The sequence below is a fragment of the Paenibacillus sp. XY044 genome (assembly GCF_002257645.1).
Taxonomy (GTDB): Bacteria; Bacillota; Bacilli; order Paenibacillales; family Paenibacillaceae; genus Paenibacillus_AQ.
Genome location: NZ_NQMO01000003.1, coordinates 616,773 through 633,021, shown reverse-complemented (window position 1 = coordinate 633,021; position 16,249 = coordinate 616,773). Strand labels below are relative to the sequence as shown.

15 protein-coding genes are annotated in these 16,249 nt (G+C 54.4%); 2 read left to right on the top strand and 13 right to left on the bottom strand.

The genetic code is table 11. The features are described from left to right. Positions 1 to 158: 158 nt before the first annotated feature. The 7 genes from CJP46_RS16550 to nirB all read right to left on the bottom strand — a co-directional run bounded on the left by CJP46_RS16550 (position 159) and on the right by nirB (position 8,358). Positions 159 to 1,181 (bottom strand): LacI family DNA-binding transcriptional regulator, encoded by a 1,023-nt coding sequence (locus tag CJP46_RS16550; RefSeq protein ID WP_094596683.1) that lies wholly within the window; start codon positions 1,179 to 1,181, stop codon positions 159 to 161. Positions 1,182 to 1,441: 260 nt separating this feature from the next. After that, a complete protein-coding gene (locus CJP46_RS16545; protein WP_094596682.1) occupies positions 1,442 to 1,756 on the bottom strand; it encodes a DMT family transporter in 315 nt (104 codons plus the stop codon). Then, positions 1,756 to 2,136 (bottom strand): DMT family transporter, encoded by a 381-nt coding sequence (locus CJP46_RS16540; RefSeq protein WP_256992378.1) that lies wholly within the window; start codon positions 2,134 to 2,136, stop codon positions 1,756 to 1,758. Before CJP46_RS16540 ends, CJP46_RS16545 begins: the two co-directional genes overlap by 1 nt. After that, complete coding sequence (locus tag CJP46_RS16535; RefSeq protein WP_179281186.1) at positions 2,129 to 2,947, bottom strand: MerR family transcriptional regulator; 819 nt, start codon at positions 2,945 to 2,947, stop codon at positions 2,129 to 2,131. Before CJP46_RS16535 ends, CJP46_RS16540 begins: the two co-directional genes overlap by 8 nt. Positions 2,948 to 3,109: 162 nt before the next feature. Next, positions 3,110 to 3,964 carry an NAD-dependent epimerase/dehydratase family protein gene (locus CJP46_RS16530; RefSeq protein WP_094596679.1) on the bottom strand — a complete coding sequence of 285 codons (855 nt, stop codon included), beginning with the start codon at positions 3,962 to 3,964 and terminating at the stop codon, positions 3,110 to 3,112. A gap of 141 nt (positions 3,965 to 4,105) precedes the next feature. After that, positions 4,106 to 6,235, bottom strand: a complete 2,130-nt coding sequence (gene nasC, locus CJP46_RS16525) for an assimilatory nitrate reductase catalytic subunit NasC (protein WP_256992377.1) — start codon at positions 6,233 to 6,235, stop codon at positions 4,106 to 4,108. Beyond that, complete coding sequence (nirB, locus tag CJP46_RS16520; protein ID WP_094596678.1) at positions 6,232 to 8,358, bottom strand: nitrite reductase large subunit NirB; 2,127 nt, start codon at positions 8,356 to 8,358, stop codon at positions 6,232 to 6,234. The genes nasC and nirB overlap by 4 nt, the downstream gene beginning before the upstream one ends. A gap of 409 nt (positions 8,359 to 8,767) precedes the next feature. Between nirB and CJP46_RS16515 the strand changes: the two genes are divergently transcribed. Continuing rightward, positions 8,768 to 10,012 carry a nitrate/nitrite transporter gene (locus tag CJP46_RS16515; RefSeq protein ID WP_094596677.1) on the top strand — a complete coding sequence of 415 codons (1,245 nt, stop codon included), beginning with the start codon at positions 8,768 to 8,770 and terminating at the stop codon, positions 10,010 to 10,012. 188 nt (positions 10,013 to 10,200) lie between these two features. Here CJP46_RS16515 and CJP46_RS16510 read toward each other — a convergent pair whose 3' ends face one another. Further along, a complete protein-coding gene (locus tag CJP46_RS16510; protein ID WP_094596676.1) occupies positions 10,201 to 10,734 on the bottom strand; it encodes a dihydrofolate reductase family protein in 534 nt (177 codons plus the stop codon). 73 nt (positions 10,735 to 10,807) lie between these two features. Here CJP46_RS16510 and CJP46_RS16505 point away from each other — a divergent pair, with 73 nt between their 5' ends. Continuing rightward, positions 10,808 to 11,713 carry a helix-turn-helix transcriptional regulator gene (locus tag CJP46_RS16505; protein WP_094596675.1) on the top strand — a complete coding sequence of 302 codons (906 nt, stop codon included), beginning with the start codon at positions 10,808 to 10,810 and terminating at the stop codon, positions 11,711 to 11,713. A gap of 29 nt (positions 11,714 to 11,742) precedes the next feature. Here CJP46_RS16505 and CJP46_RS16500 read toward each other — a convergent pair whose 3' ends face one another. The 5 genes from CJP46_RS16500 to CJP46_RS16480 all read right to left on the bottom strand — a co-directional run bounded on the left by CJP46_RS16500 (position 11,743) and on the right by CJP46_RS16480 (position 16,187). Next, on the bottom strand, positions 11,743 to 12,537 hold the full coding sequence (locus tag CJP46_RS16500) for a GNAT family N-acetyltransferase (protein WP_143812984.1): 795 nt from the start codon (positions 12,535 to 12,537) through the stop codon (positions 11,743 to 11,745). 15 nt (positions 12,538 to 12,552) lie between these two features. Next, positions 12,553 to 13,077: a helix-hairpin-helix domain-containing protein gene (locus tag CJP46_RS16495; RefSeq protein ID WP_256992376.1), complete on the bottom strand. Its 525-nt coding sequence runs from the start codon at positions 13,075 to 13,077 to the stop codon at positions 12,553 to 12,555. A 142-nt stretch (positions 13,078 to 13,219) separates the two neighbouring features. Next, on the bottom strand, positions 13,220 to 14,635 hold the full coding sequence (locus CJP46_RS16490) for a DHA2 family efflux MFS transporter permease subunit (protein ID WP_094596911.1): 1,416 nt from the start codon (positions 14,633 to 14,635) through the stop codon (positions 13,220 to 13,222). Positions 14,636 to 14,768: 133 nt separating this feature from the next. Continuing rightward, the gene (locus CJP46_RS16485; protein WP_094596673.1) at positions 14,769 to 15,383 is read right to left on the bottom strand and encodes a TetR/AcrR family transcriptional regulator; all 615 of its coding nucleotides are present in this window, start codon (positions 15,381 to 15,383) and stop codon (positions 14,769 to 14,771) included. 180 nt (positions 15,384 to 15,563) lie between these two features. Continuing rightward, complete coding sequence (locus CJP46_RS16480) at positions 15,564 to 16,187, bottom strand: FMN-dependent NADH-azoreductase (protein ID WP_094596672.1); 624 nt, start codon at positions 16,185 to 16,187, stop codon at positions 15,564 to 15,566. Positions 16,188 to 16,249 lie beyond the last annotated feature (62 nt).

Sequence of the window (16,249 nt, the reverse complement as noted above, 5' to 3'; positions counted from 1 at the left end):
ACCTCCAATAATGATTTTTTAGATTATAGAATGATAAATTTTCAGCGGAGCTGAACGATTCTATAATCGCAAGAAAAACTTCCACTGGACGCGGTCTGTCTTCTTTGTAGGTACGTCGATAGACGTTTTTCTTATATGGTTAGCAATGTGTAAACGGTTTAATGGGTGCTTGCGCAGGAACCGCGCTCCACCAATTCGGATGGAATGAGTATCCGCTTAACCCCAGCCGCTCCGGCTGTCACCTGCTCGATCAGCAGGCGGGCGGCTTCCATACCGATCGTTCTTGCATCCAGCCTCATCCCGGTTAACGGCGGATGCATCGTGGGCGGGAAGTGCCCGCCGCCGCTGAACGCGATGACCGAAAGATCACCGGGAACGTTGAGTCCAATCTCTTCCGCCGCTTGGTAAACGCCCATGGCCATGGAATCGTTGTCCGCCAGGACGGCGGTCAAGCCGGAGTGCTCGCGTAGCATTTGCAGGGTCGTCTCGTATCCGAAGCGGATCGAAGTTCCGTCGTCGTCCGGCTTATTCAGGATCAGACCTGCCGCCGGATCCAAACCGGCTTCGCGGTGGGCCAAATAGTAACCCAGCTCCCGATCCTCCGCCACGGTCCGGTCCTTTGCCGAGTTGAGAAACAAAATCCGCCGGTGCCCTTGCGACAGGAGAAGCCTGACCGCTTTGGCGGACGCCGCGATGTTGTCGTTATCAACGGAGCATACCTGCCCGGCACTTTCTCCCGAAGGGCGTCCAACCACCACGACCGGTACGTCCCGCTTCAACCGATCTTCAATCCTGGGATCATCGTGAATCGGATCGAGCAAAATTTCTCCGTCCACCGGATCCGAGGCGATACGTTCCACCTGCTTCAGCAGAGAAGGCTGCAAAATGTTGATTAATATCCGGTATCCGTGTTCATAACAAACTTCCATCATGCCGTCGAGCAGGTCGTGCTGAAATGCGTCAAGCGGAAGCTTCTCGCTTCGCATGTTCAACCCGATAATATTGGTCTTCCGGTTAACGAGGCTTCTTGCCCAGTAATTCGGCCTGTAATTCAATTCCTCCGCCGCCTTAAGCACACGCTCCGTGACCTCTTTGCTGATGGGACGTTTCTTGCTGAACACGCTGGATACCGTCCCTTTCGAAACCCCCGCAGCTTTTGCTACATCAGCAATCGTAACCACGTTCGCATAATCCTCTCCTTCATGTCTTGGCTTGGAATTTTCCCTTAAGTACAAGTCCTACATTAAACCGGTTTTGTTAAAAACATTCCATGTTCATGAAATATGTATGTAAAACCTGAACATTCGATGATCAATTCCGTCATTAAACCGTTTTTTCTTGTCCAGCGGTCTGGCACATCCCGCCCCGCGCATCGGATTTCAGCACAAAAAACCCCACAAAGCGGGGTTTTCATCGATGCCTTATTCAGATATGTTGCGGTTTACTCGACAAGCCGAAGCCCAATCACACATCCGATGACGCCCATGATGCAAAACAGGCGAACCGGCGTTTTCGATTCCTTGAAAAACATCATGCCTACAACGGCCGCTCCAACCGAACCGATCCCGGTCCAGACCGCGTATGCCGTCGACAGAGGGATCGACTCGACCGCTCTGACCAGCAATGAAAAGCTTGCGAGGAAACCGCCGATAAGTATGAGGTTATTGGTCCAGTTATTATGTACCGATACCCTTTTGATTCCGACAACTCCAACGATTTCGAGCAATCCGGCAACGACAAGCAGCATCCAGGCCATTAGCCGTGTTCCTCCCCGCTGGTTCGTTTTAAACCGATGATAAACAGCAGTAAGAGCAAAATAATGCCGACTTTCAGCAGGCCGATACCTCCGGAATAAACAGCCTCCACGACGACGGTTCCGATCGTGCCGATCCCGGCAAAAACGGCGTAGGTTGTCCCGACCGGCAGAACCTTTGCTGCACGGATCACCAGTTCAAAGCTCGTCAGCAGGGCGATCAGCACGATGATGGAGGGAATCTCCACATATTTGAAGCCTGAAGCCCAGACGATTTCGAGGAGCCCCCCGATCGCCACATAAGCCCACGCCTGGTTTTTGCTTAACGGTTTGCGCGGTTTCACTGGTTTCGCGGGTGTCGCGGTTTTTGCCTGCTCATTCAATTCGATCCCTTCCTTTCGTATCATCCGTTTGCAGCTCTTGCTCGTGGCGTAGATATTCATCGACGATGCGGTCGATGTAGTCCACTGTATCCTCATCCAAGCCGAGGACTTTTTCGCTCCCCCCGTCTTCCGGACGAATCCACTCCCAATACTTCTCCAGCACGTCCTCCCGGCCATCAAACCAACCCTCTCCGAGGGTCAGCAATCGCTCCGCCAAGCGTCTGGATGCCGGTGAATCCGGCGGCTCATCGAGGTGACGATGAATGTCGCGCAGCAGGCCGATCCATTCATCCGACCGCGGATCGTCCTCATCAATCTTCGGCAGCTTTTCGATAATCGGGAGCTCGTCGGGAGCAAACTTCCTGACTCTGTTGCTCCGCTGGATGAATTTCGCTGCCGAGTCGGCTTCTCTTGAATGGAGCATTTGAATGAACAGGACCAGCTCTTCTACCGGCACGTCATCCCGGAGCTCTATCGTTCGCAGCGTCGTCAGCAGCCTGCGTTCGAGCAGCTCGAGGCGATGCTTTTCATCCTGGAGCAAATCGAGCTGCATCCGAATCGCGTCCGTCCATCTTTCGGCATGAGATCCTCCGGCTTCCGTCTCCAATACGTCTCGAATTTGTCCCAGCGTAAACCCGAGCTGCTTCAATGTCGTAATATGGTGCAGCTTCATGATGTCGTCTTCGTTGTAGTACCGGTATCCGGCATCTGACACGAAGGAGGGGATTAGGATACCCATTTCATCGTAATATCGCAGCGTGCGGATGGAGATACCGGCCTCCTTGGCCAATTGTCCGATTTTATACATCATCTTGAGCACCTCCCATATCCATACTAAACCCTCACGCATAGGTGAGAGTCAAGAAGAAATAACGCGGGTTTCCCGGCAAAAAAAGCACCCCTTAACAAGCATCGGATCAACCCAGGGCTGTCCAATGTTTAATAAGGGGTGCTTTCGTATATTCATTTAACTTTAATATTTCCCTCCAAAACCGGTCCTCCACGTCGGATATAGCGGTTTCCATCCCAGCCCGCGCGCTTTGGCATTCGTTGCGCCCCGCTCCCACGGCTGCCCCTCTCCTGCAGCCGTTTGCGGCGTCGTGGCACCGACCGACTCCGCAAAGCCCGGAAGCCATTCCGTTCCACGAGCCGGTTCGTCGTCCACAATATTATAAGCACCGGACGGCCAATCCAGCGCCTGGCATGCCGCAAGGGCGGCGTCTTCAACATGAACAAATGAGGAAAATCCATCGTTTCCGGACAATCGTCCCTCCAGCGCCTCTTCAGCCATGTACCCACCGCTCGTATACCACGTCCCGGGACCATAAAACAAGCCATAGCGAAGAATGACATGCTCCGGAATTTCCGCCGCCGTATTCTCAAGCGCAGCAACAGCATCCACGGTACGCTTACGGGAAGGGTTCGCCGATTCGACATCCAGAGGTACATTCTCGGTCGCCGGACCATCCCCCGGCTGATAGGCCCAAGCAATGCTCTGAACAATGATCCGTTTCACGCCGGCTTCGCGAGCGGCATCGACCAAATGACGGGTGCCTTCCACCCGAATCCGGGAATTTTCCGAGAACGCCCGACTACCCAGGGACGTCAACTGGTGGATAACGACTTCCGGCCTGGATTCGCGGACTGCCGCAAAAGTAGCTTCCCGGTCGAACACATCCGCGATGAGGGCTTTAGCTCCCATCGATTCAATGATTTGCTTGTTTTCCGGACGATGAGTCGTACCTTTCACCGTATGGCCGCCTTGGACCAGCCGCGGCACCAGCAAGCGACCGACAGCTCCCGATGCGCCTGCGATCATAATATTCATGCGCCCTCTCCCCTTTCATACATCGTTAATTCCATGACACGGCTATTGTAGCATGTGTCATTGGCGGGGATAAGGGCCAATCCGAAGTGATTTGGAGCAGTCCAATTTGAAGATGTAATCCAAAGCTCGCTGCAGGCTTGCTCATGTATTTTTTTGAAAGAAATCCCCCTCATCCTCCAGCCATTCTTCGGCAAGCGGCCGAACCCGGACGGCACTGACCTTGAAATCCGGCATTTTGCAGTACGGGTCAAGCTCGGGGTTGGTAGCCAAATTCACGTTCTGAACGTCTCCCCAGTGCATCGGAATAAACACGGTATCCTCACGTATTTTGTCAGAATAGCGGCTGCGTACCGTAACCGTCCCCCGTTTGGAGCTGACGCGAACGAGGGCACCGTCTTCAATCCGGTACTTGCGGGCTGTCAGCGGGTGAATTTCCATGAAGCTCTCCACAAACTTTGCGGCGAGCACGGGACTGCGCCGGGTTTGAACGCCTGTCAAATAATGCGGCAGCACCCTTCCGTTGGTCATGATCAGCGGATAATCGCCATCCGTTTCTTCGCCACGGGATGCAACAGGTACCGTCTGAAACCGGGCGAGCCCGTCCGCGTGCGCGAAGGAGCGTTCGAACAGCCGCCCTGTCCCCGGGTGATCTGTTGACGGGCACGGCCAGTATATGCCTTCTTCCCGCCGCAGGCGCTCGTAAGTGATTCCGTAGTAGTCGGCAATTCCGCCCCGGCTGGCTTTTCGCAGCTCGTCAAAGATTGCTTCCGCATCTGTAAACGGAAAATAAGCCCCTCTTCCGAGCTTTCCCGCAACCGAGCACAGAATCTGCCAATCATGGCGCGTTTCGCCCGGCGCCGGTCTGGCTGCTTCCCGCAAGAGCACACGGCCTTCCAGATTCGTCATGGTCCCATCGTTTTCCATATATGAAGTGACAGGCAGGACTACGTCCGCGTATCTTGCAGTTTCCGACAGGAACATATCGGCGACGACCAGAAAATCGAGCTTCCGGATGCCCTCCTCCACCAGCGAAGCATGGGGATTCGAAACGACCGGATTCGAGCCCATGACGAATAACGCCTTGATCTGTTCCTCATTAACGAGCTCCATCATTTCATAGGCGGATACCCCTTTTCCCGGAAGCTCTTCAGGCTGAATTCCCCATACCTCCGCCACAAACGCGCGGTCGTTTTCGTTTTCAATCGAACGGTAGCCGGGCAGCTGATCGGCCTTCTGTCCATGCTCTCTGCCGCCCTGCCCGTTTCCCTGACCGGTAACGGCACCGTATCCGCAGCCTTCCTTGCCAATTTTCCCGGTTGCCAGAACCATATTCAGAAAATTCCGGACCGCCATATGCCCGTCGGCATGCTGTTCCACGCCGCGCGCAGTAAACACCATGCCGGTGCCCGCCTTGGCGTAAGTCACGGCAGCGGTTCTTATCTGCTGGAGGGGTACGCCTGTAAGCTCGACGATCTTTTCCAAGTCAACCTGAAGCAAATCAGCCTTCAGGTTGTCAAAATCCTTCGTCCGGCTTTGAATAAACGCCGAATCGATCAAATCTTCATCCACGATGACCTTCAGCATGCCGCTCACCAAAGCGCTGTCGGTCCCGGGCTTCACCTGGAGATGAAGATCCGCCAGCTCCGCCGTCGCCGTTGCCCGGGGATCAATGACGATGATGAATGACCCATTTTCTTCCGCCCGGATAAAATAAGGCATGAGCGTCGGCTGGCATTCCGCGATGTTCGTGCCGGCCAGGATAATGCACTCGGCCAGCGGAATTTCCGACAGCTGATTGGTCAGCCCCCGGTCGATGCCGAACGTCCGCACCCCGGCGGATGCCGCCGCCGACATGCAGAATCTTCCGTTGTAATCGATATAACGGCTCCGGAGGGCCACCCTCGCAAATTTGCCGAGTGCATACGCCGTTTCATTCGTTAAAGAACCGCCTCCATACACGCCGACCGCATCCCGGCCGTGCGTCTCTTGAATGGCCAAGATACGGGAGGCGACGGCGTCCAATGCCTCTTCCCAAGACGCACGGACCAATTCCCCGTCTTTTCTTAGCAGCGGATACAGGAGCCGTTCCCGGCTTGAGGCATGCTGGTGCGCATTCATCCCTTTCACGCAGAGCCGCCCCTCGGACGCAGCATTGGGGACTCCCGTAGCCTGAAAACCCGATCGCTGCCTGGCCTCCCCTGGTGCAATCTTTACGGTCATTTTGCACTGCACGCTGCAAAAAGGGCACTGCGTATTCATCGTCAGCGTCATATACCCACCGTCCTTTCTTCGGAATGTGTATCAGAGTTTGCGTCGATTTCCGCCGATCGCGCCATGTCCATCGTTTCAAGCACCGAATCGCGCTCATCGGGATCGAGCAGCTTCTCCCGTAAACGCTGTAGCCCGTATCGTTCCAGCCACTCCCACACCGGTTCCCGGTAGTAAGCAGAATCCCGGTACAGCGCAAGGCAGCTTAGAGCCATGTCGATGATGTCCCCAGCATCGGGCAGTGCACCGACCAGTTGACCTTCCTTGACCGGATGCTCCATATGTCCGCCCGCGTACAATTCCCATCCGGCTGGAGATGCACCAATGCCGAGATCATGCACAAGGACACCCGCCGGGTCGCGCGGACCCGCAGACACCGCGATGCGTATCTGTCCCGGCATGATCCATCCCGTACTTCTGCGCTTCAGTTCGAGTGCGATCCGCCCTGTCTCCGGATGAAGGCCGCCCGGTGAAGCGGAGGGGCTTGAAGACACGCGGATCATGGGTTCTCCGCCGCCTCCCGGCCGATGAATGCCAAGGTAATAAGCGGAGGTCGATCGGCACACCGGGCAGCCTTCGGGACGCTTCCAGCCCAGCCGGAGCATGGCCGCCTGGACGCTCGCATCGCTGCCCCGGCTCAGCGCGGCCCGGATCGCGGCACGGTCCAGCTCCGTACAGCCGCAGATCGGCACCGGAGCCGCGGCCGGCGCTGGCTTCATCGCTCCCAAGGACGTTGCCAGCTCAAGGATCGCGGCCACCATCGGCCTGCAGCCGCCGCAGGAACCGGATGCCTTGGTCCGCTCCCGTATTTGCTCCACCGTCCGCGCCCCGTCCTGCCAGACGGTTTCCATAATGGCAGCTTTTGTGACACTGTTGCAATTGCAGACCGTCTCCTGATCCCCCATGGCTTCGGCCGTCTTGGCCATTGAAGAACATCCTCCGGTAGGCTGAGCCTTCAAAGCCGACACCGGCGCCTGCCTTTTCAAATAGCCCAGCAGCTCCGTTCCTTCCGAACTGTCCCCAAAGAGCACGGCACCGGCAATCCTGCCGTTTTTCATCGTTACCTTCTTATAGGTCCCCTTCACGCCGTCGTAATGCTGCAGCGCCGTCTCGCATTCTCCCCCCTGGATCAATCCGGCGGAGAATACCTCCACGCCCGACACCTTCAGCTGTGCATAAGGGACGGAACCCGGGTAAGGCTCCGTGTTCTGGCCGCATAAATGCATGGCGAGGACGCGCGCCTGCTCATATAATGGAGCCACCAGGCCGTAGACAATGCCGCGGTGCTCCGCGCATTCCCCAACGGCATAAATCCGATCGACGCCCGTCTGCATATAGTCGTCAACGATGATCGCCCGGTTCGTGGGGATTCCGCTGGCTTCCGCCACGGAAATATTCGGCCTTATCCCTACGGCCAGAACGATCAGATCGGCCCCGAGCCGTCTGCCGTCAGAGAACTGCAAGCCTTCCGCGCGCTTTCTGCCGAATATTCGCTCCGTACGTTTTTCAACCAGAAAACGCATCCCCTGCTGGGTCAGCTCCCGCTTCAGCATCTCCGCTGCGGCGGTATCCAGCTGCCGGTTCATCAGATACGACGCGTTGTGAATGACATCTACCTCCATGCCGAGGTTCAGCAGCCCCCTCGCCGCTTCCAGCCCGAGCAGTCCGCCGCCGATGACGGCCGCATGCTTATACGTCCGCGAAGCTTCCATCATCCGCTCACAGTCGGCGATATTACGGAATGCAGTAACTCCCGGCTTGTGAATGCCGGGGATTTTGGGTAGAAAGGCCGCGGAGCCGGTCGCGATAATCAGCCGGTCATACGGCTTCACATGGCCGGATGCCGTATAAATCCGCTGTTGACCGGGATCGGCCCGAAGCACGGTTTCCCCGGTGTGCAGAGAGATCCCCCGTTCTTTGTACCAATTCCAATCATGAATCGTAATGTCATCAACGCTCGTTCCGCCTTGAAGCACTTTCGACAGCATGATCCGGTTATAATTCGGATGGGGCTCATTTCCGAACACGGTGATCTCATACATATCGGGCGCCAAATCGCAAATATGCTCCACGCATCTCATTCCTGCCATCCCATTGCCGACTACGACAAGCCTCGGCTTCCCCATAGCAGTCACCTCCGTCTCGAACTGTGTAGGCCAGGCCTAAAAATGAAAAACCCGCCCCTTGGAAATCAAGGGAACGGGCGTCATTGCCAGTTAGTCACAGGTACACCGTTGTACCGGAAAATGGATTTGAACTGAGCATAATGGAATTCCAATTCTATGTCAATATATATTACATTCATTTCTGAATATTCACCAAAATCGCCACCTTGATTGTCCGAAATTAAAATTTATGTATAGTTTATTGACATGTATTTTACATTCCACTATAATTCATTTCGAAATCACAAAGACGTGATCTTTCATCCGGGAGGAATACTTCCCATGGCAATGAGGCCGCTGGTTGTCCGATTAAGGGCAAACTGCGGCTTTTTGTTTTGTATGCGATAAAAAGGATATGGAGGAGATGGAGATGAAAGAAAGCACGACATTTTGGAAAAGTGGGCATAAACCGTCTTTATTCAGTGCATTTTTCTATTTTGACATCAGCTTCATGATTTGGGTTCTCCTCGGCCCGCTGAGCGTCATTATGATGGATGATTATCCGATGACCGCATCCCAAAAGGCGAACCTGGTCGCGCTGCCGGTGCTCGGCGGCTCCGTGCTGAGGCTGGTCCTCGGCTTCCTGACCGATTATGTCGGTCCGAAGCGCACCGGACAGCTCGGGATGCTGCTGACGATGGTGCCGCTGGTCTGGGGCTGGCGTTTCGTGGACTCGCTCGGCGAGCTGCACGTCATCGCCCTGCTGCTCGGTATTGCGGGGGCATCGTTCTCGGCTGCGCTTCCGCTCGCCAGCCGCTGGTACCCGCCGCAGTATCAAGGCCTGGCGATGGGCATCGCCGGAGCCGGCAACAGCGGCACGGTGCTGAGCACGCTGTTTGCGAACCGGCTAGCGCAGCATTTCGGAGGATGGGAAGCCGTATTCGGCATCGCCTTGATTCCGATCATCATCGTATTTATCCTGTTCAGCATCTTTGCCAAGGACAGCCCCAACCAGCCCGCTCCTAAAAAATTTTCCGAATACGGCTCGGTGTTAAAGCAAAAGGATACCTGGCTCTTCTGCTGGCTGTATTGCGTTACGTTCGGCGGATTTGTCGGTCTGACCAATTACCTGACGATCTTTTTTCATACGCAGTACAACCTTTCCGCCGTGCATGCCGCCGATTTTACGACCGTGTGCGTCATCGCGGGCAGTCTCTTCCGTCCGGTGGGCGGATATTTGTCCGATCGAATCGGGGGCGTCCGCATGCTGCTCATCCTGTATGCCGGAGCAGCCGTCATGCTCGCTTGCGTATCCACTCTCCCGTCCTTGTATATGATCTCCATCCTCCTTTTTGCCGGCATGATGTGCCTGGGTGCCGGGAACGGCTCCGTCTTCCAGATCGTGCCGCAGCGGTTTCGGGATGAGATCGGTATCGTCACCGGCATTGTCGGTGCTGCTGGCGGTTTCGGCGGTTACCTGCTGCCGCTTGTGCTCGGCGGATTGTACCAGTCCACCGGGTCGTACACACCCGGATTCCTGATCCTAAGCGGCGTGGCTGCGGCCAGTTTGCTGGTGGTGTGGGTGGCGAAAGGCCAATGGAAGAAAACCTGGTTTACCGCGGCTCCCCCAAAGAAGCTCATTCCTGAACCGGTGAATGCCGAATTCAAATCGTAATTCACGATCGCTGGCGTAAAACAAAACGTCTTCTTGTATGGCTACGCCACCCGGCTAATTTGTTTAGCCGGGTGGCGTCTTTTACTGCAGTTAGCCCTATACCTCAATTAATCACCGCAGCTTCTCCTTTACTGCAACTTGCCCGATGGCAGGGCCACTTCCAACCGCTAGTTAGTTGATGTCAGCCATCATCTTTTCAACACTTCATACGCCAGAGATACCATCTGACCCATCGGTTCGGCTGAGACCAGCTTCAGCCGGGTGGAATCCATTCCTTCCGGAAACAGCGGGATTCCCTCGCCGAGAATTTTAGGAATGACCGTCATTTCAATTCGGTCCAGCAGTCCTTTTTCCAGGAAAGCCTTCGTCAACTGCCCGCCTCCAACCATCCATACGTCCCCGATTGCCTCTGCTTTGACCTTCGGAACCAGAGATGCCAAGTCTTCGGCCGTAAACGTCACATCGGGGGAAGGAGGCTGCTCGGACCGGGTCACCACATAGCAAGGCTTCCCCTTGTAAGGAAATTCATCCGACAGCTTGAGCACTTCGTCGTAAGTAAGCCTGCCCATAATCAGTGCACCGATGCGCCCGTAAAACTTCGCATATCCGTTGTCTCCGCCATCGCCTTCAACGTCAAACAGCCAATCCACCGATCCGTCCGAACGCGCAATATATCCGTCCAGACTAACCGCGAGATACAGCACTACTTTCGAGTTTTCCATGTTTTTATCGCTCCCTTCTGTTCATATGTTACAATGTAACTGCGACATAACTTGACGTAATTAGGAGGATATCATGAATGAGCGGAGATTAGCGATGATGCGGATCATCGACTCCCGGAAGAAGTTTACGGCCCGCGAATTGGCGGAGCGTTTCAATGTCTCGGTTCGGACCATCCAGCGCGACTTGGATTACCTGCAGCAAATCGGTTTTCCGCTGTACAGCGAACAAGGGGCTCATGGCGGATACCGCGCGCTGGAGAACCGTATCCTGCCGCCGCTGCAGCTGACCCGGACCGAGGCGCTCGGTTTGTTTCTGATGCTCGAAATGCTGGAGAAGGTGCCCGATTTCCCGTTTGACGCGATCCGCTCCCACTTGGCCGTGCAATATTACGGATCCCTGCCTTCCGACGTACAGACGAACATCGATCAGATGCGAAGTCATATTTCCTTCCGAATGATGCAGCTGCATGAGCCTGCACCCTGGACGACGGAAATTTTGGAGGCGGCGATCGCCAAGCAGGAAATCCGGGTCGCCTATAAGTCTGCCAACGGGGAAAAGGATCATATCGTGTACCCCTTCGGCATCTATTTTGAAAACGGCTATTGGTATATGCCCGCACGCAATCCGGAGAAGACGCTCCTCTTTCGCGTGGATCGGATCCGAAGCGTGGAGCGGACCGGCGCTGCCGATCCGGTAGTGCCGTCCCTCGCCGAGTGGATGCAGTCAACCGATAACCGTGAAAAAGCCGAGGTGGTGCTGCGGTTTACCCCTTTTGGTATGCGCCTCGCCAAGGACGATCCGATTTTTCAGAGCGTCGCGGACGGTCAATGGAGCGGCCCCGTTCCGTTGGAGGAGTTTCCGTTTACAGCCCGGAGGCTGCTCCGCTTCGGTCCGGATGTGCAGGTCATGTCCCCGCCGCGTTTGAGGGACTTAGTGCTTCAGCTTCTGCGGGACAACATCGACCAGTATACGGAATAGTAAAAAACACTCCCCGGACGGGAGTGTTTTTACCGTTCTCTTACCCAAAATGAATTGGTAAACACGTGGCTGAACCCTTGGACCAGCATATTGTCATGACTTGGAGAGCCGAACTCCACATCCGTGTACACCTTCGACAGGCCTGTCCGCTTCGCCTCCGACAACCGATGGCAGATCAGCGCCGTCTGGCAACCCCTGCCTCTATACGCGGGCAGCGTATAATCATTAGCCAAATAACCGTTTCCCTTATAGATAAACATCGATCCGATCCCAGCCAACTGACCGTTCGCATAGGCGAGATAATTCCTGAAAACCGGGAAGGTAAAGTATCGTTTTTTCCTCGCCAAAACCTCGGCTGGCACACCGCCCATCAAGTCACTGACGATCCCCAGCAACACGTCGACATTGCCTTCGTGTACCGGGTCAACGCTGATATCCGGATGCACTGCCTCCTTCTCCACCGGAGCTGCCTCCAAAAATGCCAGCTGATCCATGGGAAGAAATCCCCTGCCGTGCAGTGCCAGCGCAACCTGTTCGTTCAGCCGGTTTGGCGCCATATCAAAACAAGGTCGGGCATTCCTTCGCTCATATTCGCTGATGATGTCGTCCAAATGCTCCAGGTCCGCGATACCAAATCCTTTGACCCGATTGTAGTAGAGAGAATCCGGACCGGTTACTTCGATAAGCAGTTTGGTACCGCCGATTCGTATCTCTTCAAGGCGCTTATCCGGAGACGAAAGCGCACGCCCTGCGTTGAACCGGGTCAATTCCAGCTCCGTTTCCTCTATATCGTTTACTTTCTGATGAACCTTGTGCCGAATCAAATGCTCCATTCCTCCTTACTTGAGCTTGGATGCCTCACCCTCCCGGTGCTCATACCAGGCGGGTACAGGTCTTGATGCCGGATATCCGTACTGCTCCCGGTATTTCTTCCTCTCTTCGGTAAAATCAGGCCAGATCCGCTCGCTGCCCGGATGGTTGGCATGGTGCACCAGACAGCGAAGAGCATCTTCCAGACAGGGATCCTCCCAGTATCCAAAGTGCGCCTCCATCCTGTCTATGAAATCAGCACCGTCGATGTCCTTAATTTCATCCAGCGAATAGTATCCCATGTCAACCACCCTTGCGGCCACCTTAGGACCGATCGAGGGTACGGATTGAAACATGGCCAGACCCCTCAGCATGTTGGCGCGCTCGTGCGTAATTTCCAGCATGTCCGACAGCTGTGCGGCATTGAGGGTGCATATATCCTTCAGCTTCACTTTAAAAGCTCTTAAATGGGCCCGTTCCTCCGGGGTAAGCGGGAGCTTAGGCGGTGTTTGCTTCAACTGCATCACCTCGTTCATGACTTTCGAATCAGGCATGTTCGCCATTGAATCCCCATTATAAACCAGTACGCCTATGGCATCAATTTTACCAGATGGTAATCCCCTACTGACGTTGTTCCCGTTTGCAAATACAAAACAAAGCCCGGTATCAACCGATACCGGGCTTTGTTCGCTAATGTCATTTCTGTTGTTTAACGGGAACGCGCTTAATGAACAGCGCAATAACAAATCCGATGATTGCGATAATCATGCCGAACATAAACGCATTTGAAACACCTGAAGTCAAAGCATCAAGCGGATTACCGCCGGGATGCGCCTCGGCGTAATGCTTCTGGCCCGCCGACATTACGCTGACGGCAAGCGCTGTGCCGATGGCGCCCGCTACCTGCTGCAGCGTATTCATGATGGCTGTGCCGTCTGGGTAGTACTCACGCGGCAGCTGATTCAGCCCGTTCGTCTGCGCCGGCATCATGATCATCGAAATGCCGATCATCAGGCACGTGTGAAGCACGATCACGAGAAACGCCGCTGATACGGCCGTTACGCCCGAGAAGAACCATAGCGCTGCGGCAGCCACCAGAAATCCGGGGAACACGAGCCATTTCGGGCCGTATTTGTCGAACAGACGTCCCATCACTGGCGACATGATTCCGTTGATGATCCCCCCCGGAAGCATGAGCAGGCCGGCATAGAAGGCCGATTTGCCAAAACCGCCCTGAAGGAACAGTGGCAGCACGAGCATCGACGACAGAATAATCATCATGCTGATAAAGATCAAAACCACGCCAACCGAAAACATCGGGTATTTAAACGCACGCAGGTTAATCATCGGCTGCTTCATCGACAATTGGCGCCATCCGAACAGCAGCAGGCCGACCACGCCGATGACCAGCGACACAATCACTTTGGTGCTCGTCCATCCCCCGCTGCCTTCACCCGCGCTGCTGAAGCCGAATACGATGCCTCCGAATCCGATCGTGGACAGCGCGATGGACAACAGGTCAATCTTCGGCTTGGTGATGCTGGACACATTTTGCATAAATGCAATTCCGAACACCAGAGCCAAAATCAAAAACGGCAGCGACAGCCAGAAAATCCAGTGCCAGCTGAGGTTTTCGATCAACAGACCCGCGATCGTAGGTCCGATCGCCGGCGCAAACATGATGACCAGCCCGATGATTCCCATCGCGCCTCCCCGTTTCTCCGGCGGAAAAATGACCAAAATCGTATTAAACATCAGCGGCAGCATGATGCCGGTACCAATCGCCTGCACGACGCGGGCCACCATCAGAAACTCAAACGATGGCGCAAGCGCCGCAATCAGGGTCCCGACAATCGAAAAGCTGAGCGCGGCCACAAACAGCTGCCTCGTGGTAAACCACTGCAGCAGCAATCCCGACACAGGGACCAGAATGCCCAAGGTCAGCAGGTATCCAGTCGTGAGCCATTGCGCCGTAGCAGGAGTGATATGCATCACCTGCATCAAATCGCTTAGCGCGATATTCAGCGCGGTTTCACTGAACATGCCGATAAAACCGGCAATGAGCAGCGAAATCATGATCGGTAAAACTTTAAAATTTTTCTCCGTTTGCATTTGAGCTTGCGTATGCTGCACGGCTGCTTCCACAATCCCATCCTCCTGTCATATGTCCAATGTCTCTCTTATCTCTCTCTAAATGTCCCTATATATTCTCTCTAATTTCTGTAATCTCTCTATAAAATCTATCTTATTTTTCTTTATGAACTTCATCCGGTGTATTTTTGGACAAAAGGCGGTCCAGCAATATGCCGACGTATTTGGATGCAAGGAACATCGGTACCGTATCCTTGTTCGTCTGGGCGATCAGCAGCGATCCCTCCAGCAAAGACAGGATGACTGTGGCGGCTTCACGTGAACGGGACTCCTCCAGCCCGGCATCCTGAAGCCGTGTAGTCAAGACTCTCTCCCATTCATGGAGCACGCCTTGACAGGCTTCCCTCAGATTGTTGCTGATGCAGGAGGTTTCCACCGCATTCCAGAAGCTGAGCGGGATAAACCCATCGAAATCGGTGGCCTTGGCATCGGCCGCGATCACATCAATACAATGCTGGATGGCTTGGGACGGATCGTCAAACCGGTCAAAAGCCTCTTCCCACTTGTCGGATACCGCACTTTTAATGCGTAAAATGCATTCTTGTGCAAGCTCTTCCTTACCCTCTGGAAAATAATAGTACAGTGAGCCTTTCGGGCAATGGCTTTCCTTTATAATTTGGTTTAACCCCGTTCCGTGATAGCCCTGTTTAGCAAAAAGCCGTGTTGCCGTCTCCACAATGGATTCACGGGAATTGGGCTTTTCCGTCATTGCGAACATGACCTCCTTTCTAAATTATAACGAACGGTCTACATATTATAGTCGATGAAATGCGCTTTCTGTCAACTCATTTTTTTATGAAAAATGTGGTTTGCATCGTCTTTGCTGAAGACAATACACAAAAAAAGCATTCCGGCTGCCATACAGCCGAAATGCTTTTTTGTACCTGTTTTAAAAAGTCGCAGCATACTTTGCCGTTTGATCCAGTCCCTTTTGAATGATGTTCTTGGCTTCGGCCGGCATCTGGTTATGTCCCTCAATAATGATTTCTTCCGGCGTGATCCCCCACAGCATCAAGTTGGATTTCACGAACCGGATCGCTCCTTCAAACGGAGCCATGTCCTCGTTGGAGTAGATTCCGCCGCGGGCGTTCAGCAGGACCACTTTCCGTCCCCCGGCAAGTCCGACGGGACCCTCAGGCGTATACCGGAACATCGTGCCGGCTTGGGCCAAATAGGACATATACGTGATCAGCGGTGCCGGCGCTGCATAGTTCCACAGCGGGAACGCGATCACCACCTTGTTGGAGGCAAGGAACTGATCGATATGAACGCGGACCAAATCGGCAATATTCGTCTCTTCTGGCGTCAGTTCCTGTCCCTGGCCGCGCTTGTACAGAGCAGTAAGTGCTGTGTTGCCGTAATTCGGCAGGTTCAAGGCGAACAAATCCAGCTCGGTAACCACATCGCCCGGGTGGGTATCCCGGTACGTTTTAACGAAAGCTTCATACATCTGGACGGTAACCGATTGCTCTAACGGACGGTCATTCGCCTTAATCATTAACACATTGGACATGTTGTTGTGTGCCCTCCCATTGCATAATAGGTTTCTTATAAAACACGCATAAGTTCGGTGAT